18 protein-coding genes are annotated in these 21,474 nt (G+C 66.9%); 13 read left to right on the forward strand and 5 right to left on the reverse strand.

The annotated features are described in order from the left end of the window. Positions 1-47 precede the first annotated feature (47 nt). The 3 genes from I71_RS18330 to I71_RS18340 all read right to left on the reverse strand — a co-directional run bounded on the left by I71_RS18330 (position 48) and on the right by I71_RS18340 (position 4,687). Positions 48-1,340: a YeaH/YhbH family protein gene (locus I71_RS18330; protein WP_042696281.1), complete on the reverse strand. Its 1,293-nt coding sequence runs from the start codon at positions 1,338-1,340 to the stop codon at positions 48-50. A gap of 127 nt (positions 1,341-1,467) precedes the next feature. Continuing rightward, a complete protein-coding gene (locus I71_RS18335; RefSeq protein ID WP_042696282.1) occupies positions 1,468-3,414 on the reverse strand; it encodes a PrkA family serine protein kinase in 1,947 nt (648 codons plus the stop codon). 874 nt (positions 3,415-4,288) lie between these two features. Beyond that, positions 4,289-4,687: a response regulator gene (locus tag I71_RS18340; protein ID WP_042696283.1), complete on the reverse strand. Its 399-nt coding sequence runs from the start codon at positions 4,685-4,687 to the stop codon at positions 4,289-4,291. Positions 4,688-4,943: 256 nt separating this feature from the next. Here I71_RS18340 and I71_RS18345 point away from each other — a divergent pair, with 256 nt between their 5' ends. Then, a complete protein-coding gene (locus I71_RS18345) occupies positions 4,944-5,795 on the forward strand; it encodes a DUF4743 domain-containing protein (RefSeq protein WP_042696300.1) in 852 nt (283 codons plus the stop codon). A 114-nt stretch (positions 5,796-5,909) separates the two neighbouring features. Here I71_RS18345 and I71_RS18350 read toward each other — a convergent pair whose 3' ends face one another. Continuing rightward, on the reverse strand, positions 5,910-6,449 hold the full coding sequence (locus I71_RS18350) for a cytochrome c family protein (RefSeq protein ID WP_042696284.1): 540 nt from the start codon (positions 6,447-6,449) through the stop codon (positions 5,910-5,912). A gap of 345 nt (positions 6,450-6,794) precedes the next feature. Here I71_RS18350 and I71_RS18355 point away from each other — a divergent pair, with 345 nt between their 5' ends. The 3 genes from I71_RS18355 to I71_RS18365 all read left to right on the forward strand — a co-directional run bounded on the left by I71_RS18355 (position 6,795) and on the right by I71_RS18365 (position 9,068). After that, positions 6,795-7,604: a 3-deoxy-manno-octulosonate cytidylyltransferase gene (locus I71_RS18355; RefSeq protein ID WP_083897239.1), complete on the forward strand. Its 810-nt coding sequence runs from the start codon at positions 6,795-6,797 to the stop codon at positions 7,602-7,604. A gap of 50 nt (positions 7,605-7,654) precedes the next feature. Beyond that, positions 7,655-8,521: a prephenate dehydratase gene (locus tag I71_RS18360; protein WP_042696285.1), complete on the forward strand. Its 867-nt coding sequence runs from the start codon at positions 7,655-7,657 to the stop codon at positions 8,519-8,521. A gap of 238 nt (positions 8,522-8,759) precedes the next feature. Beyond that, entirely contained in the window at positions 8,760-9,068 is a 309-nt protein-coding gene (locus I71_RS18365) for a hypothetical protein (RefSeq protein ID WP_042696286.1), read from the forward strand. A gap of 30 nt (positions 9,069-9,098) precedes the next feature. On the opposite strand, the gene nudC is transcribed toward I71_RS18365, so the two are convergent. After that, complete coding sequence (gene nudC, locus I71_RS18370; RefSeq protein ID WP_042696302.1) at positions 9,099-10,004, reverse strand: NAD(+) diphosphatase; 906 nt, start codon at positions 10,002-10,004, stop codon at positions 9,099-9,101. Between the two features lie 176 nt (positions 10,005-10,180). Here nudC and hisN point away from each other — a divergent pair, with 176 nt between their 5' ends. The 9 genes from hisN to I71_RS18415 all read left to right on the forward strand — a co-directional run bounded on the left by hisN (position 10,181) and on the right by I71_RS18415 (position 21,276). Further along, positions 10,181-10,963: a histidinol-phosphatase gene (hisN, locus tag I71_RS18375; protein WP_042696287.1), complete on the forward strand. Its 783-nt coding sequence runs from the start codon at positions 10,181-10,183 to the stop codon at positions 10,961-10,963. Positions 10,964-10,973: 10 nt separating this feature from the next. Beyond that, the gene (locus I71_RS18380) at positions 10,974-11,486 is read left to right on the forward strand and encodes a hypothetical protein (RefSeq protein WP_042696288.1); all 513 of its coding nucleotides are present in this window, start codon (positions 10,974-10,976) and stop codon (positions 11,484-11,486) included. A 92-nt stretch (positions 11,487-11,578) separates the two neighbouring features. After that, the gene (locus tag I71_RS18385) at positions 11,579-13,441 is read left to right on the forward strand and encodes an extracellular solute-binding protein (protein WP_042696289.1); all 1,863 of its coding nucleotides are present in this window, start codon (positions 11,579-11,581) and stop codon (positions 13,439-13,441) included. Between the two features lie 74 nt (positions 13,442-13,515). Then, on the forward strand, positions 13,516-15,384 hold the full coding sequence (locus I71_RS18390) for an extracellular solute-binding protein (RefSeq protein ID WP_042696290.1): 1,869 nt from the start codon (positions 13,516-13,518) through the stop codon (positions 15,382-15,384). Between the two features lie 58 nt (positions 15,385-15,442). Continuing rightward, the gene (locus I71_RS18395; RefSeq protein ID WP_042696291.1) at positions 15,443-16,555 is read left to right on the forward strand and encodes a microcin C ABC transporter permease YejB; all 1,113 of its coding nucleotides are present in this window, start codon (positions 15,443-15,445) and stop codon (positions 16,553-16,555) included. After that, entirely contained in the window at positions 16,555-17,637 is a 1,083-nt protein-coding gene (locus tag I71_RS18400; RefSeq protein WP_042696292.1) for an ABC transporter permease, read from the forward strand. Before I71_RS18395 ends, I71_RS18400 begins: the two co-directional genes overlap by 1 nt. A 25-nt stretch (positions 17,638-17,662) precedes the next feature. Beyond that, positions 17,663-19,303 (forward strand): ABC transporter ATP-binding protein, encoded by a 1,641-nt coding sequence (locus I71_RS18405; protein WP_085940749.1) that lies wholly within the window; start codon positions 17,663-17,665, stop codon positions 19,301-19,303. Between the two features lie 68 nt (positions 19,304-19,371). Further along, a complete protein-coding gene (meaB, locus tag I71_RS18410) occupies positions 19,372-20,382 on the forward strand; it encodes a methylmalonyl Co-A mutase-associated GTPase MeaB (protein WP_042696293.1) in 1,011 nt (336 codons plus the stop codon). 213 nt (positions 20,383-20,595) lie between these two features. Continuing rightward, entirely contained in the window at positions 20,596-21,276 is a 681-nt protein-coding gene (locus I71_RS18415) for a hypothetical protein (RefSeq protein ID WP_042696294.1), read from the forward strand. The last annotated feature ends 198 nt before the right edge of the window (positions 21,277-21,474 follow it).

Below are 21,474 nucleotides of genomic sequence, written 5' to 3' on the forward strand. Positions count from 1 at the left end.
GATCTCCCCCTGCCGCCCCCAAGGGGCGGTGTTTATCGCCTTGCCCCTTACGCCCCCGCCTTCTCGCGGGCGAACAGCTCGCGGAAGACCGGGAAGATCTCCCGGCGGGAGCGGACGCGGCGCATCGCCAGCGGCCGTTCCGGGCTCTGCACCTGCTTGTAGGTGCGCCACAGCTCGGTCTCGCGGCCCAGCGCCGACAGGCCCATATTGTGCTCCGCCGCCACCTCGATGTAGGCGAAATACTGGCACATCGGCAGGATGACGTCGCGCAGCAGGGTCGCCGACTTGGCATTGTCCGACGACATGTTGTCGCCGTCCGACGCCTGGGCGGCGTAGATGTTCCATTCGCTGTCGGGATAGCGCTCCTGCACGACCTTCTGCATCTCCTCCAGAGCGGTGGACACCACGGTGCCGCCGGTCTCGGTGGAGTAGAAGAAGGTTTCCTCATCCACCTCCTTGGCCTCGTGGGTGTGGCGGATGAAGACGATGTCGACCGAGCGGTAGCGCCGCCGCAGGAACAGGTACAGCAGCATGAAGAAGCGCTTGGCCAGATCCTTCATGTGCTCGGTCATCGAGCCGGAGACGTCCATCAGGCAGAACATCACCGCCTGGGCGATCGGCTTCGGCACCGATTCGAATCGGTTGTAACGGACGTCGATCGGGTCGATGAACGGGATCCGGCGGGAGCGCAGGACGATGTGTTCCAGCTGTTCGCGCAGCGCCTGGATCTGTGTCGCGTCCTCGCCGGCCTCCTCGGCCTCGCGCAGCATCTCCTCCAGTTCGCGGATCTCGTCGCGCTTCGGGCGTTTCAGCGCGATGCGGCGCGACAGGCTGTTCCGCATGGTGCGGACGAGGTTGAGGTTGGCGGGCGATCCCGACACCGAATAGCCGGCCCGCGTCAGCGTGTGCGATTCCGACTGCTTGACCTTCTGCTTCACCAGATCGGGAAGCTCCAGATCCTCCAGGAAGATGTCGAGGAACTCGTCGCGCGACAGGACGAAGCGGAACTCGTCCTCGCCCTCGCCATCGGCGCTCCCCTCGCTGCCGCGGCCGCCACCGCCGCCGTCCGGGCGCTGGATGGTGTCGCCTTCCACATATTCCTTGTTGCCGGGCACGACATAGTCGCGCACCCCGCCCTGGGACGCGCGATGGAAGGACGGTTCGCGCACGCCACCTGCGGCGATCGTCACCTTCTCGCCATTCTCGATATCCTGGATGCCCCGTTTGCCGGAAGCGTCGCGGACCGCCTTGACCACCTGTTCCTTGGCACGGCGCAGGAAGCGCTGGCGGTTGGCCAGGCTCTTGCCCTGCGGGTTCAGGCGACGGTCGATGATGTTCATCAAGGGGCTGGCCCTCCCACCCGTTTCGTCACGCGGCCTTCACACTCTGACAGCTTTCTATGACAGTGGGGTTGCCGCGGGACGTTGCAACGCCCCGCCCCGCGGCAATTCCGCGCCTGTCAGCGCATCAGCCCGCCTGCTTCACCCGCATGTACCACTCGACCAGCCGACGGACCTGCCGCTCGGTGTAGCCACGGGTCATCATGCGCGAGACGAACTCGGTGTGCTTCTTCTCGGTCTCGCCGTCCTTCTTCGAGCCGAAGCTGATCACCGGCAGCAGATCCTCGACCTGGCTGAACATCCGCTTCTCGATGACCTCGCGGATCTTCTCGTAGGAGGTCCAGGACGGGTTGCGGCCGGCATTTGCCGCCCGCGCCCGCAGGGCGAACTTGACCACCTCGTTGCGGAAGTCCTTCGGGTTGGCGATGCCCGCCGGCTTCTCGATCTTGGTCAGCTCCTGGTTCAGCAGCTCGCGGTTCATCAGCTGGCCGGTGTCGGGATCCTTGAAGTCCTGATCCTCGATCCAGGCATCGGCATAATCGACATAGCGGTCGAACAGGTTCTGGCCATAGTCGGAGTAGGATTCCAGATAGGCCTTCTGGATCTCGTTGCCGATGAACTCGGCATAGCGCGGGGCGAGTTCGGCCTTGATGAACTCGACGTATTTCTTCTCCGTCTCCTCCGGGAATTGTTCGCGCTTGATCGCCTGTTCCAGCACATACATCAGATGCACGGGGTCAGCCGAGATCTCGGTCGAATCGTAGTTGAAGGTCGAGGCGAGCACCTTGAAGGCGAAGCGGGTGGAGATGCCGCCCATGCCCTCGTCGACGCCGGCCTGGTCCTTGTACTCCTGCATCGACTTGGCCTTGGGATCGGTCTCCTTGACGCTCTCGCCGTCATAGACCCGCATCTTGCTGTAGAAGCTGCTGTTGGGATGCTCGCGCAGGCGCGACAGCACCGAGAAGCGGGCCAGCATCTCCAGCGTCGCCGGGGCGCAGGGCGCGGTCGCCAGATCGGAGCCGTTGACCAGCTTCTCGTAGATCTTCTGCTCCTCCGCCACCCGCAGGCAGTAGGGGACCTTGATCACGCAGATGCGGTCGATGAAGGCCTCGTTGTTCTTGTTGTTCTTGAAGGTCTGCCACTCCGCCTCGTTGGAGTGGGCCAGGATCACGCCCTGGAAGGGGATGGCGCCGATATTCTCGGACCCGACATAGTTGCCCTCCTGCGTCGCGGTCAGCAGCGGGTGCAGCATCTTGATCGGCGCCTTGAACATCTCGACGAATTCGAGCATGCCCTGGGTCGCCCGGTTCAGGCCGCCGGAGAAGCTGTAGGCGTCGGGGTCGTTCTGGCTGTAGATCTCCAGCTTGCGGATGTCGACCTTGCCGACCAGCGAGGAGATGTCCTGGTTGTTCTCGTCGCCCGGCTCGGTCTTGGTGACGCCGATCTGGCGCAGCTTGCTGGGGTGCAGCTTCACCACCTTGAAGCGGTTGATGTCGCCGCCGAACTCGTCGAGGCGCTTGACCGCCCAGGGGCTCATCAGCCCGGTCAGGCGGCGCTTCGGGATGCCGAAGCGCTCCTCAAGCTCGTCGCCGATCTCGTCCGGGTTGAACAGGCCGAGCGGACTTTCGAAGGTCGGGCTGATCTCCTTGCCGGCCTTCAGGACATAGATCGGGCATTTCTCCACCAGCGACTTCAACCGTTCGGCCAGCGACGACTTGCCGCCGCCGACCGGACCCAGCAGGTAGAGGATCTGCTTGCGCTCTTCCAAGCCCTGCGCGGCGTGGCGGAAGAAGCCGACGATCCGTTCGATCGTCTCCTCCATGCCGTAGAATTCGGAAAAGGCGGGATAGACCTTGATGGTCCGGTTCATGAAGATGCGGCCCAGCCGCGGGTCGCGGGCCGTGTCGACCACCTCCGGTTCGCCGATGGCGGCCAGGATGCGTTCGGAGGCCGAGGCGTAGGCCATCGGGTCGTCGCGGCACAGCTGGAGATAGTCCATCAGGGACATCTCGGTCTCGCGGCGGGTCTCGTAATTCTGCGTGTAGCGCGTGAACAGTTCGTCGGCCGGGAACATTCGTCGCTCCGTCTTATCTGGTCCGATGCGCCGGGGCGCCGCCGGTGGCTGCGGCGGCAGGCCGCGGCGCATGCCGCGATCCAAGGGGCACTCCAGGGAAGGCGCGGCCCTCAAGGGGTGCGCAGCCTTCCCGCTCAGCGGTAGAAGCCAGCGGTCTGGTGTAAGGAACGGTCCTGTGAAGGCCGGGAGCCGTCCGTCCTGCGACGCGGCAACCCCCGAACGAGTCATTTTTGTATGTAATGCTCCACCTGGAGCTTTCCAGGCACTCAGGCTCCATAGCCGGAAAGCCCGCCATGGAGCCGGCCTTGAAGCCGGTATCGGCCTTAGGACCTAGGTCCCATGGCTGGTATGGGTGCGGCGAGCGCACCGGCGCAACCCGCGCGCGTAATGACCGCGCGTCCGGAAGGTTCGGCGAAATGCGTTTGACGGTTTCGGCGGAAGACGGCGTGGAACCGGCGGCAGTCGTCGTTGCCCGTCCAGTCGGGGAGAATTGCCCAGTGCGATGCGACCCATCCGGGTTCGATCGGGCGCTCCTTGTCACGCCATCGGCCTCCTCAAGCAGACGCGCCGCCTCGACCAAGCACGGCGCAGGGATTTACCGTCGATGCTGAACTCCAAACCTTAACAATATCCGACAAGAGGCGTTGCGGTCTGCCGCAGTGTCGGCCATAGGGCCACAACACCTCCTCCAAGACTTCCTCCACATCATGTTGCGTCCCAATGGACCCGCTCAACAAGGCGGAAATTGGGTGAGGATGCGGCGCCGACGCGGCACGGTGGAGGGTTACCGCTCGATTGCCGAATTGTTTCAATGGCTTGGCAAGCTTGCCACGGGGGTGGAAATTTTAAGCCCGGGGCCGCGGCCGACGCTTCCTCAGGCCGGCTGTCCGGCTCTCGCCCCGATGACCAGGGCCTCGCGCAGGCTGGCGGGGGTCACCGGCTTGACCAGGACGGCGTCGGCGCCGCTGTCGTGCGCGCGGGCTTCGCGGTCGCCATCGACGCGGCCGCTCATGAACACGACCGGCAGAGCGCGCTGACGCGAGTCGCCGCTGCCACGCAACGCCTGGACGAAACCGAAACCGTCCATCGGCTGCATTTCCACATCGCACAGGACGAGGTCGGGGGAATGGGCGGCGACGGCGGCGAGGCCCGACTCGCCGTCGGCCGCCTGATGCACCGCCTTGACGCCCAGGGTGCCGAGCATCTTTGCCAGCACCATGCGGGTGAAGGACTCGTCCTCCACCACCAGGACAGACAGGTCGCCGAACGGCATCTCCCTCTCGCTTGCCGCAGCGCCCTCAACCGACCGGTCAGCCACCACGCCCCGCCCTTTCGCTTGAGCGACCCCAGGCGGACTGGCGCCTCAGGTCATTTCGTGACCCGACCTGTGTACGATGGCAACCAAAGCCGCGCAAGATGTCCAAAAACATGAGGGTGCGCACTGCCCTGGCCCGTGCCCCGGCCCGTGCCCTGGCCATGCCCTGGATGAGCGGTTGCACCCGCTCCCCACACCCGCTTAGATGGCCGGCATGAGCTTCCTCGATCATATCCGCGCGTGCAACGCGCACGACCTGTCCGGCTTCCGCCCGTTCGAGCTGGACGGCCACACCGTGGGCTGGGTGCGCCATGCCCTGGCCGAGGCGCTGCCCGGCGTCGATCCCGGCTTCGTCGTCAGCGCCGACCGGCTGACCATCGCGCCCGAGATCCGGGATTTCGAAGCGCGCTCCACCCTGCTCGACCATGCCGCCGCCTATCTGGTGGAACAGGGCACGGTCAAGGCGCTGCGCGGCGAATATTACCCGATCCTGCCGCGCTGGGGGGCGGAGCCGCTGGCCCGGCTGGACCGCGCCGCGGTGGGCGCCTTCGGGATCGAGGCCTATGGCCTGCACATCAACGGCTTCGTCCGCGATGAGGCCGGCGGACTTCTGCTGTGGATCGGCCGCCGCGCCCACGACCGCGAGGTCGCGCCGGGCCAGCTCGACAACCTGATCGCCGGCGGCCAGCCCATCGGCCTGACGCTGGCCGAGAATCTGGAGAAGGAAGCCGCGGAAGAGGCCGGGTTCGACGCCGCGACCGCAAGGCGGGCCGTGCCGGTCGGTGCCATCAGCTATACGATGGAGACCCCGGCCGGTCTGAAGCGCGACCGGTTGTTCGTCTACGACCTGGAGCTTCCGCCCGGCGTCACCCCGGTGAACACCGACGGCGAGGTGGAGTCCTTTGAACTCTGGCCGCTGGACAAGGTGGCGGAGTCGGTGCGCGGCACCGGCGACTGGAAGTTCAACGTGACCCTCGTGGTGACCGATTTCCTGATCCGCCACGGCTGGCTGACCCCGGAAAACGACCCCGACTATCTGGAGATCGCCCGCGGCCTGCGGCGATAAGCCCGGCCCTCAGGCAAACAAGGACTCCGGCCAAACAAAAGGCCCCGCCCTCTTGCGAGAGCGGGGCCGTTTTCTTCCGGCCGCGGCGGCGCCCGGTACCTTCTGGCCTCAGCGTTACTGCGGCAGCGGCTGCGGGCTGTCGGCCAGCGAGCGCAGATAGGCGATGACGGCTGCGCGGTCGTCGTCCTTCTTCAGGCCGGCGAAGGTCATCTTGGTGCCCGGAGCATAGGCCTTCGGGTCGTAGAGGAACTTGTTCAGCTCGTCATAGGTCCAGCTGCCGCCGGTCTTGACCAGCGCGTCGGAATAACCGAAGCCCTGCATGTGGCCCTTCGGACCGCCGACGACGCCGTAGAGGTTCGGGCCGACCTTGGCGGCAGCGCCCTTGTCGAAGCTGTGGCAGGCGGCACAGGCCTTGGCGACCTTCTGGCCGGCGTCCGGGCTGGCGGCGGCGAGCAGCGGCGCGATCGGCGCCGGACCGGTGGGAGCGGCCCCCTTGTCGGCGGGCGCGCTGGCCCCCTCGGGCGTCGCGACGACATAGACACTCTTTTCGAGCGGCTTCGAATGAACCAGCACCTTGGACGCGAATCCCGCCAGCATCGCGATCAGCCCGGCCAGCAGCACGGCGCCGAAAATCTTGTTCCACTCCATGCTCATTGATGAGCCCCTTTGTTCCCTGATTTCAGTACACTCGGCGTTTCTCCCGCCCGCGGCTGAACGCGCCGCGGCTACCATAGCCCGCGGTCCGAAGCTTGTCATAGTCCGGCGGACCGCGAAAAAAGGTCGCATACAAATTTGTCGCAGTCACCAACCACTTAATTTGCTTGCGCATTACGCTGCATCGCAAAACAGCCTGCATCCCGCCATGCCGGCCCCACGCATGCCCACCACACGGCCCGCCATGCAGCCACTTGACGCCGCCCCGGCGTCCGTGGTTCACCCGCGCCAGTTCAGCGCCCCGAAGCTGTGATCTACCGGACCCTCCACGGGAGTTTTCGAGCCATGCCGACCGCCGCCCCCGCCAGCCCGTCCACCGCTTCCCTTGGCAAGCACCTTGGCGGCCGCCCCGCCAATCCGGTCGTGGTGATCCCGGCGCGCATGGCCTCCGTCCGGCTGCCCGGCAAGCCGCTGGCCGACATCCTCGGTGCGCCGATGATCGTCCATGTGCTGCGCCGCGCCATGGAGGCGGAGATCGGCCCGGTGGTGGTGGCCTGCGCCGAGCCGGAGATCGCCCGCGCGGTCGAGGCGGCCGGCGGCACCGCCGTGCTGACACGGCCCGACCATCCCTCGGGCTCCGACCGCATCTTCGAGGCTCTGCAGCTGATCGACCCGGAGGGACGCCACGACGCGGTGGTGAATGTCCAGGGCGACCTGCCGACCATCGAGCCGGAGAGCGTGCGCGCCGCCTTCGCCCCGCTGACCGATCCGGAGGTCGACATCGCCACGCTGGTGGCCGAGATCACGCGGGAAGAGGAGCGGACCAACCCGAACGTGGTGAAGGCGGTGCTGGAGCTGCCCGCCGGCGCCAGCCAGGGCCGCGCGCTCTATTTCACCCGCGCCACCGCGCCGACCGGCGACGGACCGCTCTATCACCACATCGGCCTCTATGCCTACCGCCGGGCGGCGCTGGAGCGCTTCGTGTCGCTGCCGCCCTCGGTGCTGGAGCAGCGGGAGCGGCTGGAACAGCTTCGCGCCCTGTCCAACGGCATGCGCATCGACGCGGCGGTCGTTGACGCGGTTCCTCTGGGTGTCGATACTCCCGCCGACCTGGAGCGCGCCTGCGCCCTTCTCGCCGGCCGCAAGGCCGGCTGAAACCCGCCATATCAGCTTCTTATTCGAGATCCGCCGGGGGAACACCGCTCATGGGCACGTCCAACATCATCGCCTTCCAGGGCTTCCCCGGCGCCTATTCGGATCTGGCCTGCCGCAACGCGCGGCCGACCATGACGACGATGCCCTGCGCCACCTTCGAGGATGCCTTCTCCGCCGTGCGCGAAGGCCGGGCCTCGCTGGCGATGATCCCGGTGGAGAACTCCATCGCCGGCCGCGTCGCCGACAACCACAATCTGCTGCCCGAAGGCGGCCTCCACATCATCGGCGAGCATTTCCAGCGGGTGAACCACCAGCTGCTGGCACCGAAGGGCGCCACGCTGGACAGCATCCAGACCGTGCGCAGCCACATCCAGGCCCTGTCGCAGTGCCAGACCGCCATCCGCAGCCTTGGCCTGCAGGCGATCAACCATGCCGACACGGCGGGGGCCGCGAAGGAGATCGCGGCGATGAACGACCCGCGCCATGCCGCCATCGCCTCTTCTCTCGCCGCCGAGATCTACGGCCTCGACATCCTGAAGAGCGGGATCGAGGATGCCAGCCACAACACCACCCGCTTCCTGATCCTGGCGCGCGAGCCGAAGCTGCCGGCGGTGGGGTCCTGCAAGACGATCACCACCTTCGTCTTCCGCGTCCGCAGCGTGCCGGCCGCGCTCTACAAGGCGCTGGGCGGCTTCGCCACCAACGGCATCAACATGACCAAGTTGGAAAGCTACATGGTCGGCGGCCACTTCACCCAGACGCAGTTCTATGCCGACGTCGAAGGCCATCCGGACGAACGCCCGCTGCGCCTCGCCCTGGAAGAACTGGACTTCTTCGCCCGCGAGGTGAAGATCCTGGGCGTCTATCCGGCCAACCCCTTCCGCTATCAGGAAAGCCAGCGCATCGGCGAGGACTGATCTGCTCCCGCAACGCCGCAAGTCTTTTCGCAGCCGCCGCAAGTCGCGCGTCATTCCGCCGCAGTGACGCGACTTAGCCTTGGCCGCGACCGGCCGGCGCTGGGCAAGATTAGGGAAAATTGTTATACAGAAAAGGCCGGCAAAGACCGGCTCCACAACTTTTCAACAATGACAAATACCACGGCGGCTGACGGGTGAGACCCCGCCGACGGCCATGGCGCCACGGATGGAGGTTGCCATGCTCACGATGGAAGATTGCTTGGGATTGGCCAATCTGGAGGCGGAGGAGGTGGCGCAGATCGCCGCCCATGAACATCTGCCCTTCATGACCGCGCTGGAAAAGGGCGCCTCGCTTCTGCAGGAGCCGTGGGGCGATGCCGCCGTCCGCCAGATGGTGTGGGACAATCTGTGCCGCGCCAGTTGCCACCGTCCGGACGAGGCGGCCTGCCTGATGGCGCTCTACAACGACACCTGCACCCGCCACCCCAACCCCTTCGACCGCCGCCGCTCGCCCACGCGCATGGCGGGACCGCAGCGTCGGCATTGAGGGAGGACGTTCAGGACAGCAGCCGCCCCCTCACCCCTCCGCCATCCATTCCCGGATCAGGCGGTGGGCGATCGAATCGGAACGGGCGAGGCGGAAGGTCTCGTCCGGCGTGTGGCTGCGCAGGAACGCACGGTCGAACCAGCCGGCGCTTTCCAGTTCGTCGTTGCCGGTATCGATGTCGAAGCTGGTGGCCTGCGCAGTGAAACCCAGCATCAGGGAGGACGGGAAGGGCCAGGGCTGCGACGAGCGGTAGCGGATGTCGGTCACCGTCAGCCCGACCTCCTCGAACACCTCGCGGGCGACGGTATCCTCCAGGCTCTCGCCCGGCTCGACGAAGCCGGCCAGCACCGAATGCATGCCGGGCGGAAAGCGGCTCTGCCGGCCGAGGACCGCCCGGTCGCCGCCGTCATGGACGAGCATGATGACGGCCGGATCGGTGCGCGGGAAATGGTGGGTGGCGCAGGCGGGATTGGTGCAAATCCGCACATGCCCGGCTTCCGCCGCCGCCGCCGGGGAACCGCAGACGCCGCAGAAACGATGGCGGGCGTTCCACCACACCATGCCGCGGGCATAGGCGCACAGCGCCGCCTCGCCTTCCGGCATCAGCGGACCGGTGGCGCGCAGATCCTCGAACCGGCCCTGGCCGCGCAGGGCGGGCAGCGCGTCCGGATCCTCCACCATCGACAGGTCGACGGTGAAGACCGGCGTTCCGTCCATCAGACCGAGAAAGATCGGCACCGCGTCCAACCCCTCCGTCGGCAGCAGGACGGCACGCGGCGCGTCCTCCGGTCCGGCGACGAAGCTCTTGGTCTGCCAGACCGGCAGGACGCGGGACGCGGGGGCGAGCCAGGCCTCCGTCAGCCAATCCTCGTCCTTGCGGCGGAGGGAGGCGCGGTCGAGCGGCGTGGCGGCGTAGATGTTGGGTCGGTTCGTCATGGCCAAACGAGGCTGCCACAGGACGCGCCGGGCGGAAAGCCCTCCCGGCGGATGGGCTGCCCGGCGCAAACCGGGACCTCTCTTCAAGCGGCAGCGGGTGCCTTTCGGGTTTTCGCAACGGGCGGGCACCGTTAGGATGCGGCACCCGATTTCGACAGAAGCCTCAAGGAGCGACCATGACCGAACCCTGCCCCGCCCCGATGGTGGCGCTCGCCCAGCGGTTGGCCGACTCCAGCGGCAGCGTGGTCCGCCGCTATTTCCGCACCCCCGTCGCCATCGACGACAAGGCCGACGCCTCGCCGGTCACCGTCGCCGACCGCGAGGCGGAGCACGTCATCCGCACCATCATCGAAAGCCAGCGCCCCGACGACGGCATCTACGGCGAGGAGCATGGCACCAAGAATCTCGACGCCGAATGGGTGTGGGTGATCGACCCCATCGACGGCACCAAGTCCTTCATCACCGGCCGGCCGATCTTCGGCACGCTGATCGCCCTGCTGCACCATGGCCGCCCGGTGCTGGGCATCATCGACCAGCCCATCGTCGGCGACCGCTGGATCGGCGTCGAAGGGCGGCCGACCACCCATAACGGCCAGCCGGTGCGCGTCCGCCCCTGCCCCGGCGGTCTGCCTGCCGCCATGTTCGGCACCACCTCGCCCGACCTGTTCCCCGGCAGCGACTACGAGGCCTATCGCCGCGTCGCCGCCAAGGTGAAGACGGCGTCCTATGGCGGCGACTGCTACAGCTACGGCCTGCTGGCGTCCGGCTATTATGACCTCGTCGTCGAGTCGGGGCTGAAGCTGTACGATTTCGCCGCCCTGGTGCCGGTGGTGACCGGCGCCGGCGGTCTGATGACGGATTGGGAGGGCAAGCCGCTCGACGCCAACTCCACCGGCCGGGTGATCGCCGCCGGCGACCCGCAGACCCACCGGGACGCCATGACAGTGCTGGCCGGCTGAGGGACCCGACATGACCGCCATCCCCCCTCCCGCCCGTTCCGTTTTCGAAACCTCCCCTGAAAAGCTGCGGCCCTTCCTGGAGGGGCTGGCGGCGCGGGTGTCGGGCGGGTCGAACTGGATGGTGCGCAAGAAGACCGTCTGCGACCTGTTGCTGGGGCTCGACGCCTTCTTCGCCCTGCCGGCGGCCGAACGCAGCGCCCTGATGGCCGACGGCGGCGCCTCCCCCGACCTCGCCGAGGCCGAGGGCAAGGCCGAAGGCGGGCCGGAGGATTTCCGCAAGGTTTTGCCGCTCTATGTCGGCGCCATCCTGGAGGGGATGCGGGAGACGGTCATTGCGTCCCCGGAACAGGCGGCCATCTATCTGCTGTCGATCCATCCCGAGCATCAGGCGGCGGCGGAGGCCTGGATGCTGGCCGACCCACGCAACGGAAAGTCGGTGCGCAAGCTGATGCGGACCGACCGCCGCTATCGCCAGTTGATGGACCGCATGGCCGACCATTGGCGCACAGCGCGAAGCGCCTGACCCCGAACCCGAATTGCGCCCGGAATTGCGCTTGACCGGGGCGCGGGCGTGGCAATCTAACCAGAACGTCCGCTCCCCACACAGGACCGCCGATGCGTCGCTTTCTCGCCGTTGCCGCCACGATCCTGACCCTGTCCACGCCAGCGTGCCTTGCGCAGGCCCAGGTGGCGAACCAGGCGGCCACCCGGACCGTCACCGCGCTGAAACAGTTCGGGGAGCCGCAGTTCAAGCCCGGCTTCACCCATTTCCCCCACGTCAATCCCGATGCACCGAAGGGTGGATCGGTCGGGCTGGCCGAATCGCAGCCGGGCACCTACGACAGCCTGAACACGCTGATCCTGCGCGGGGTGCGGCCGCGCACGCTGGGGCTGATCTCCGACACGCTGATGGTCGGCTCCGGCTGGGAACTCGACGCCGCCTACGCCCATCTGGCGGAGAGCGTCGAGGTGCCGGACGATTATGGCTGGGCGATCTTCACGCTGCGCCAGGGCGCCCATTGGCATGACGGCACGCCGATCACCAGCGCCGACGTGGTCTTCACCTGGGACGCCATCCAGGCCCATGGCGCCCCCTTCATCAAATCCTTCCTCGACCGCACCGCCAAGGTGGAGGCGCTGGACGACCGCCGCTTCAAGATCACCCTGACCGGCACGGGCGAGATCAAGCCGATCATCGACTTCGCCACGACCTTCTCGCCGCAGCCCAAGCATTGGTGGACCTCGAACGGCCGCGATATCTCCAAGACGACGCTGGAGCCGGTGCTGGGCAGCGGTCCCTACCGGATCAGGACGGTCGATGCCGGGCGCTCCATCACCTATGAGCGGGTGGCGGACTGGTGGGCGAAGGATCTGCCGACCGCCCGCGGCCTCTACAATTTCGACATCGTGAAGGACGATTTCTACCGCGACGACGACGTGATGTTCGAGGCGTTCAAGGCCGGCGCCTACGACTTCCGCGGCGAGTACCGGGCGCAGCGCTGGACCACCGGCTACGATTTCCCGGCCATCAAGGACGGCCGGGTCAAGACGCTGGAGGTGCCGAGCGAGCTGCCGCTGGGCGCCCAGGGCTTCCGCCTGAACACCCGCCGCGACAAGTTCGCCGACCCGCGCGTGCGCGAGGCGCTGGCCCTGCTGTTCGATTTCGACTGGATCCAGAAGAACATCCTGTACGGCCAGTACAAGCGAACGCTCAGCAACTTCCCCAACTCCGACTTCGGTGCCAAGGGACCGCCAAGCCCGGCGGAGCTGGCCTTGCTGGAGCCGTACAAGGCGCAGCTGCCGGAGCGGTTGCTGGCCCAGCCCTTCAGCCTGCCGACCACCGACGGCAGCGGCAACAACCGCGCCCAGGTGCGCGAGGCGACCCGCCTGTTCAAGGAGGCCGGCTGGGAGGTCCGCAACGGCAAGCTGACCAACGGGAAGACCGGCGAGGTGATGGCGATCGAGTTCCTCGACGGCACCGGCGCGCTGACCCGCGTCACCCAGCCCTATGTCGAGACCTTGCGCCGGGTCGGCATCGACGCCGGCATTCGCCTCGTCGACACCGCCCAGTATCAGGCGCGGCTGGACGAGTTCGATTTCGATGCCACCGTCATCAATCTCGCCTTCTTCACCCCGCCGGGCACCGAGCTGCGCAGCTATTTCGGCTCCGCCGCCGCCGGTCTGAAGGGGTCGGCCAACTATTCCGGCATCCATGACCCGGTGGCCGACGCGCTGATCGAAAAGGCGCTGGCGGCAAAGGATCTCGACTCGGTGCAGGCCGCCACCCGCGCGCTCGACCGTGTGCTGCTGTGGGGCTTCTATATGGTGCCGCAATGGCACAACCCGGAAAGCTGGATCGCCCACAAGGCGTGGCTGGCCCATCCCGCGGTCTGGCCGAAATACGACCAGGATTATCGCAGCACCAATTTCCCGGCGACCTGGTGGGTCGATCCGGCTGGCAAGGCGGCGCAGCCTTGATGACGCCCCATTGCGACGCTAACTCCATCGGACTGAACGCTTTTCGGGAAAACAGGCAAGGGAGGGGGTCGGGCATGACGGGTCGGATGCGGTGGCTGGGCACCGGTATGGCGGCGGCGGTGATGATGGCGGCAGCGTTTCTACCGGCATCCCCGGCCGCGGCTCAGGACCAGGGCAAGACCGGGGGCAGCCACGCCCTGGCCCTGCACGGCAAGCCGAAATACGGGCCGGACTTCCAGCATCTCGACTATGTCAATCCCGACGCCCCGAAGGGCGGCGAGGTCAAGATGATGGCCTTCGGCAGCTTCGACAATCTCAACCCCTTCATCCTGCGCGGACAGGCCGCCGCCGGCTCAGGGCTGGTGTTCCAGACCTTGACAACGGGCAACGGCGACGAAACGGGCACTGAATACGGTCTGATCGCAGAAAGCATCGAGGTCGCTCCGGATCGCAGCTGGGTCGCCTTCACCTTGCGGCAGGAGGCCCGCTTCCACGACGGCCAGCCGATAACGGCGGACGACGTGATCTGGAGCTTCGACACGCTGAAGGAGAAGGGCCACCCGATCTACCGCACCTACTACGCCGACGTGACCAAGGCGGAGAAGACCGGCGAGCGGATGGTCAAATTCTCGTTCCGGAATAGCAATAACCCCGAACTTCCGGTCATCATGGGCCAGTTGCCGGTGCTGCCCAAGCATGCCTTCGCCAACCGCGATTTCGCCACCACGACGCTGGAGCCGCTGATCGGCAGCGGCCCCTACAAGGTGGCCGACATGCAGCCCGGCCGCGCCATCACCTACGAGCGCGTGAAGGATTGGTGGGCGAAGGATCTGCCGATCAACCGAGGCCGCTACAATTTCGACCGCATCCGCTACGACTATTACCGCGACCTCGACGTTGCCTTCGAGGCGTTCAAGGCCGGTGCCTATGATTTCCGGCAGGAGAATATTTCGAAGAACTGGACCACCGGCTATAATGTGCCTGCGGTGCAGAACGGTCAGATCATGAAGGAAGAGTTGAAGAATGAGGATCCGCAGGGCATGCAGGCCTTCGTCTTCAACATCCGGCGCCCGATCTTCCAGGACCGTCGCGTGCGCGAAGCGCTGAATTACCTGTTCGACTATGAATGGACCCAGACGAACCTGTTCTACGGCCTGTACCAGCGGACCAAGAGCTACTTCGCCAACACCGAACTGGCCTCCAGCGGCCTGCCCTCGCCGGAGGAGTTGAAGCTGCTGGAGCCGTTGCGCGGCCAGATCCCGGACGAGGTGTTCACCAAGCCCTTCGAACCGCCGAAAACCGATGGCAGCGGCAACATCCGCAACAATCTGCGCACCGCGCTGGGCCTGCTGAAGGAGGCCGGCTGGGAGCTGAAGAACGGCAAGCTGGTCAATGCGCAGGGCCAGCCCTTCCGCTTCGAGATCCTGCTGGTGCAGGCCGATTTGGAGCGCGTCGTGCAGCCCTTCCTGCGCAACCTGGAGCGTGCCGGTATCGAAGCGCAAATCCGCGTGGTCGACAGTGCCCAGTACCAGAATCGCAGCGACAATTTCGACTACGATATGATTACCGAGCGCTTCCTCCAATCGTTGTCACCCGGCAACGAACAGCGCGATTATTGGGAATCGTCGCGCGCCGATCTGCCGGGCAGCCAGAATGCCATTGGCATCAAGAACCCGGCGATCGACAAGCTGGTGGAGACGCTGATCGCAGCCCCAGACCGCGAGGCGCTGATCACCGCCACCCGGGCGCTGGACCGCGTGCTGCTGTGGAACTGGTACGTCATTCCGCATTGGTACGACAACGTCTACCGCGTCGCCTATTGGAACCGTTTCTCCCATCCGGCGGTTGCCCAGAAATATGGCCTGGGCTTTCTCGACAACTGGTGGGTCGATGCGGACAAGAACGCCAAGCTGGCCAACAGCCCACGCCGCACGGGACCCTGATATAAAGCTGAACTGAACTGCGTCACCTTGAGGATTGGGGAGGGTCGGGACACCCGCGATGCTGGCCTACATCATCCGCCGCCTGTTGCTGATCATCCCCACCCTGTTCGGGATCATGGTGATCAATTTCCTGATCGTGCAGATCGCCCCCGGCGGCCCGATCGAGCAGATGATCGCCCGTGTCCAGGGCACGGCGGTGGAGGCGACATCGCGCATCGGCGGCAGCGCCGGCGGCGACGCCAACGCCGCCGCCCAGCGCCAGAACCAGACCGGCGGCGACAGCGGCGGCAAGTATCGCGGTGCCCAGGGGCTGGACCCTGCCTTCATCAAGCAGCTGGAGAAGGAGTTCGGCTTCGACAAGCCGCTGCACGAACGCTTCATCCACATGATGTCGAACTACATCGTGTTCGATTTCGGCACCAGCTACTTCCGCGACCGCCGCGTCGTCGATCTGGTGCTGGAGAAGATGCCGGTGTCGATATCGCTCGGCATCTGGACGACGCTGATCGTCTATCTGGTCTCCATCCCGCTCGGTATCGCCAAGGCGGTGCGCGACGGCCAGCCCTTCGACGTCTGGACCTCCGGCGTGGTCATCGTCGGCTACGCCATTCCCAGCTTCCTGTTCGCCGTGCTGCTGATCGTCGTCTTCGCCGGCGGCCGCTATCTCGACTGGTTCCCCCTGCGCGGGCTGGTGTCGGACAATTGGGGCGGCCTGCCCTGGTACCGCCAAGTGCTCGACTATTTCTGGCACATGGCGCTGCCGGTGCTGTCGATGGTGATCGGCGGCTTCGCCGGCCTGACCATGCTGACCAAGAACTCCTTCCTGGAGGAGATCGGCAAGCAGTACGTCATCACCGCCAGGGCCAAGGGCCTGACCGAGAACCGCGTGCTGTACGGCCATGTCTTCCGCAACGCCATGCTGATCGTCATCGCCGGCTTCCCCGGCGCCTTCATCGGCATCCTGTTCACCGGCGCCATGCTGATCGAGGTGATCTTCTCGCTCGACGGTCTGGGGCTGCTCGGCTTCGAGGCGGCGATCAACCGCGACTATCCGGTGATGTTCGGCACGCTCTATTTCTTCACGCTGCTGGGGCTGATCATGAATCTGGTCGGCGACATCACCTATGTGATGGTCGATCCCCGCATCGATTTCGAATCGCGGAGGGTGTGATGACTCCGCTGACCCGGCGCCGGCTGGCCAATTTCAAGGCGAACCGCCGCGGCTTCTGGTCCTTCTGGATCTTCCTGGTGCTGTTCACCGTCTCGCTGGGGGCGGAGTTCATCGCCAACGACAAGCCGCTGCTGATCGAATACGAGAACCACTATTACTGGCCGGTCTTCCACACCTATCCGGAGACCACCTTCGGCGGCGAATTCGAGACCGAGACCGATTACCGCGACCCCTATGTCCGCGACCTGATCCAGGCCAAGGGCTGGATGGTCTGGCCGCCGATCCCCTACAGCTACCGCACCATCAACTACAATCTGCCGGTCCCGGCTCCCGCCCCGCCGTCGGCCGACAACTGGCTCGGCACCGACGACCAGGGGCGCGACGTGGTGGCGCGGCTGATCTACGGCTTCCGCATCTCGGTGCTGTTCGGTCTGGTGCTGACCGCCTTCTCCTCGGTCATCGGCGTCGCGGCCGGCGCGGTCCAGGGCTATTTCGGTGGGCTGACCGACCTCTTGTTCCAGCGCTTCATCGAGATCTGGCAGGGGCTTCCCACCCTGTTCCTGCTGATCATCCTGGCCAGCGTGGTGACGCCGACCTTCTGGTGGCTGCTGGGGCTGCTGCTGCTGTTCTCCTGGACCGCGCTCGTGCATGTGGTGCGGGCGGAGTTCCTGCGGGCGCGCAACCTCGATTACGTGCGCGCCGCCAAGGCGCTGGGCGCCGGCGACGTCACCATCATGCTGCGCCATGTGCTGCCCAACGCCATGGTGGCGACGCTGACCTTCATGCCCTTCATCCTGAACGGCTCGATCACCACCCTGACCGCGCTGGACTTCCTGGGATTCGGCCTGCCGCCCGGCTCGCCGTCGCTGGGCGAGCTGCTGGCCCAGGGCAAGGCCAACCTCCAGGCGCCGTGGCTGGGCCTGACCGCCTTCTTCGTGCTGGCGATCATGCTGAGCCTGCTGATCTTCATCGGCGAGGCGGTGCGCGACGCCTTCGACCCGCGCAAGACCATCGCCCAGATGTCCACCGCGCTACCCGGCGAAGCCGCTGCGGCGACGGCGCGCAAGGAAGCGGCGGAATGACGATGACGACCGTGAAGAACCCGACATGAGCCCGATGCCCCCCAATCCCGACCTGCTGTCCGTGCGGGGCCTGCGCGTCGATTTCCGCTCCGGTGCCGGTGCGACCCAGGCCGTCAAGGGCGTGTCCTTCGACATCCAGAAGGGCGAGACGCTGGCGCTGGTCGGCGAATCCGGCTCCGGCAAATCGGTCACGGCGCTGTCGATCCTGCAGCTGCTGCCCTACCCGATGGCGCACCACCCCGCCGGCTCGATCCGCTTCCGCGACACCGAGCTTCTGGGTGCCGACGAGCGGACGCTGCGGCAGGTGCGCGGCAACCGCATCGCCATGATCTTCCAGGAGCCGATGACCTCGCTGAACCCGCTGCACAGCATCGAGCGGCAGATCAACGAGACCCTGGTCCTGCACAAGCGCCTGTCGTCCGGCGCCGCCCGCGCCCGCACGCTGGAGCTGCTGCGCCTCGTCGGCCTGCCCGACCCGGAAAGGCGGCTGACCGCCTACCCGCACGAGCTGTCGGGCGGCCAGCGCCAGCGCGTGATGATCGCCATGGCGCTTGCCAACGAGCCAGACCTGCTGATCGCCGACGAGCCGACGACAGCGCTGGACGTCACCATCCAGGCGCAGATCCTGGCGCTGCTGAAGGATCTGCAAAGCCGATTCGGCATGGCGCTGCTGCTGATCACCCATGATCTGGGCGTGGTGCGCAAGATGGCCGACCGCGTCTGCGTGATGAACCAGGGCGAGATCGTCGAGCAGGCCAAGGTCGACGACCTGTTCATCCGCCCGCGCCACCCCTACACCCGGAAGCTGCTGTCGGCCGAGCCGCGCGGCAACCCGCTGTCGCCGCCCGACGATGCCGCCGAGGTGATGGCCGCCGACCGGCTGAAGGTTCATTTCCCGATCAAGAAGGGCCTGCTGCGCCGCACCGTCGGCCACATCAAGGCGGTGGACGGCGTCGATGTCGCGGTCCGCCGCGGCCACACGGTGGGCGTCGTCGGCGAATCGGGATCGGGCAAGACGACGCTTGGCCTGGCGCTGCTGCGGCTGCACGCCAGCGAGGGCGCCATCCGCTTCGACGGCACCGACATCCAGGGCTGGCAGCCGAAGCGTCTGCGGGGCTTGCGCCGCGAGATGCAGATCGTCTTCCAGGACCCCTATGGCAGCCTGTCGCCCCGCCTGTCGGTCGGCCAGATCATCGGCGAGGGCCTGGGCATCCACGGCATCGGTGACCGGGCGGAGCGCGAGGCGATGGTCGCCCGCGCGCTGGAGGAGGTCGGCCTGCCGCCCGAGGCGCGCAACCGCTACCCGCACGAGTTCTCCGGCGGCCAGCGCCAGCGTATCGCCATCGCCCGCGCCCTGGTGCTGAAGCCGAAATTCGTCGTGCTGGACGAGCCGACCTCGGCGCTCGACATGTCGGTTCAGGCGCAGATCGTCGACCTGCTGCGCGACATCCAGGCCCGCCACAACCTCGCCTACCTGTTCATCAGCCACGACCTGCGGGTGGTGCGGGCGCTGTCCAGCCACGTCATGGTGATGAAGGACGGCAAGGTGGTCGAGCAGGGGCCGACCCAGCGCATCTTCGAGGAGCCGCGCGAGGCGTACACCCGCGCCCTGCTCGCCGCCGCGCTGAACCTGGAGGCGGTGGAGTCGCCGGCGGTGCGGACGTGAGTGGGCTTTATCCGAATCCGCTCCGCGGGTAGGGTAGCCGTCCCCTCGCACAAGCCGATACCGCCGCCATGACCGACACCGCCCCGCAAGACGCTGCCTGCCTCGCAACCCAACTTGCAGGGGCCGTCCGGTCGGGGGACCGGCGGGCACTGGCCCGCGCGATCACGCTGATCGAATCGACGCGCGCCGACCATCGCGCCACCGCCGACGCGCTGCTGGCGGCGCTGCTGCCCTACACCGGCAACTCGGTGCGACTCGGCATCTCCGGCGTGCCGGGGGTGGGCAAATCGACCTTCATCGAAGCCTTCGGGCTGCATGTCATCGGGCTGGGGCACAAGGTCGCGGTGCTGGCGGTCGATCCGTCGTCGCAGCGCACCGGCGGCTCGATCCTCGGCGACAAGACCCGCATGGTCGATCTGTCGCGCGAGGCGGACGCCTTCATCCGCCCCTCGCCCGCCGGCGCCACTCTGGGCGGGGTGGCGCGGCGCACGCGCGAGGCGATGCTGATCTGCGAGGCCGCCGGCTTCGACGTGATCGTGGTGGAGACGGTCGGTGTCGGCCAGTCGGAAACCGCGGTCGCCGACATGGTCGACCTGTTCATGCTGCTGCTGCTGCCGGCCGGCGGCGACGAACTGCAGGGCATCAAGAAGGGCATCGTCGAGCTGGCCGACCTCGTGGTCGTCAACAAGGCCGACGGCGACCTCGCCGCCACCGCCCGCCACACGGTGGCGGATTACCGCCACGCCCTGGCCCTGCTGCGCCACGGCGACTGGCGGGTGCCGGTGCTCAGCTGCTCCGCCTTCAAGAAGATCGGCATCGACACGGTGTGGGACACAATCGGCGAGCACAAGGCGCTGACCGAGGCCAACGGCGCCCGCGCCACCCGCCGGGCGGAGCAGGCCCGCGCCTGGCTGTGGAGCGAAATCCGCGAGACGCTGATCGACCGCTTCCGCGCCCATCCCGCCGTGCGGGCCGATCTGGCGCGACTCGAGGCGGAGGTCACCGCCGGAACCACCATCCCGACGGCGGCGGCCCACACCCTTCTCGGCCGCTTCCTCAACCGGACGGACAGCGCATAACCCGTTCAGCTTATGTTGCACCGCAACAAATCCGTTGCACCGCACCAACCGTAGGGCTATTCTGCACCGGGCGGGAAAGGGGCGATGTGCGCCGATTCGACTTTGTCGATTCGCCTCCGTCGCTTGGGCCGGGGTGCCCGCGGTCTCCTGGGGTTACGCCGGAGCGGCCTTTCCGTTTCCGCCAATATGCCTTGCTCTACGGGAGACAACGCCATGACCGTTCAGCCGACCCCCGCCAATGTCCTGACCCTGTTCAAGACCAACGCCCAGACCACCGCTGCCAAGTCCGCCCGCGTCGCCACGCTGGTGCAGGACGGTTACCGCCGTTGGTTCGACGGCGTGACCGCCTCGGTCACCGACGCCAGCCGTCTGGCCGCCGGGCTGGGCAAGGCCCGCAACGCCGCCGATCTGGCCGCCCTGCAGCGCGACTGGCTGTCCACCACCCAGGCCCGCGTGACCGAGAGCGTGCAGGGTTTCCTGGACGTCTCCAGCAAGATCGCCGCCGAAATCGCCGCCCTGCCGACTCCGGCTGCCGACATCGCGCCGGTTGCCGCCCCGGTGGCCGCTCCGGCTCCGCAGGCCGAAGCACCGAAGCCCGCGCCGGTGACGGTCGCCGCCCCGAAGGTCGAGGCCGCCCCCGTCGTCGACGCTCCGGAGACCGTTCCGGCCCCGGTTCCGGCCGCCGCTGCCGAGATCGCCCCGATCGCCGCTCCAGTTGCCGACTCGGTCGAGGTTCCGGTGAAGGAACTGGTCGAGACGGTGAAAGCCGAGACGGCAGCCCCCGCCGCGGCAATCGCTGCCGAGGCAAAGGCCGTGGCCAAGCCGGCGCCGCGCCGCGCCGCCAAGCCGGTTGCCGCCAAGCCGGCGTCGAAGACCTCCCCGACCGTGAACTGACACCGGTCGTCACAAGATTGGCGCGGCCCGTCTCTTCGTCAGATCGGACAGGCGGCCGCGCTTCGACTCTCCACAATCCCGCGGCGACTCGGCTTTTTACGGTTTCATCGCGGATCCCGGCTTGAAGACAGGCTTGACGACGGCGCTTTTGTTCGACTATATAGCGGCCTCCTTCGGGCGGCAGGCCGTCCGTTACCG

This window comes from Azospirillum sp. B506, from assembly GCF_000333595.1.
Taxonomy (GTDB): domain Bacteria; phylum Pseudomonadota; class Alphaproteobacteria; order Azospirillales; family Azospirillaceae; genus Azospirillum.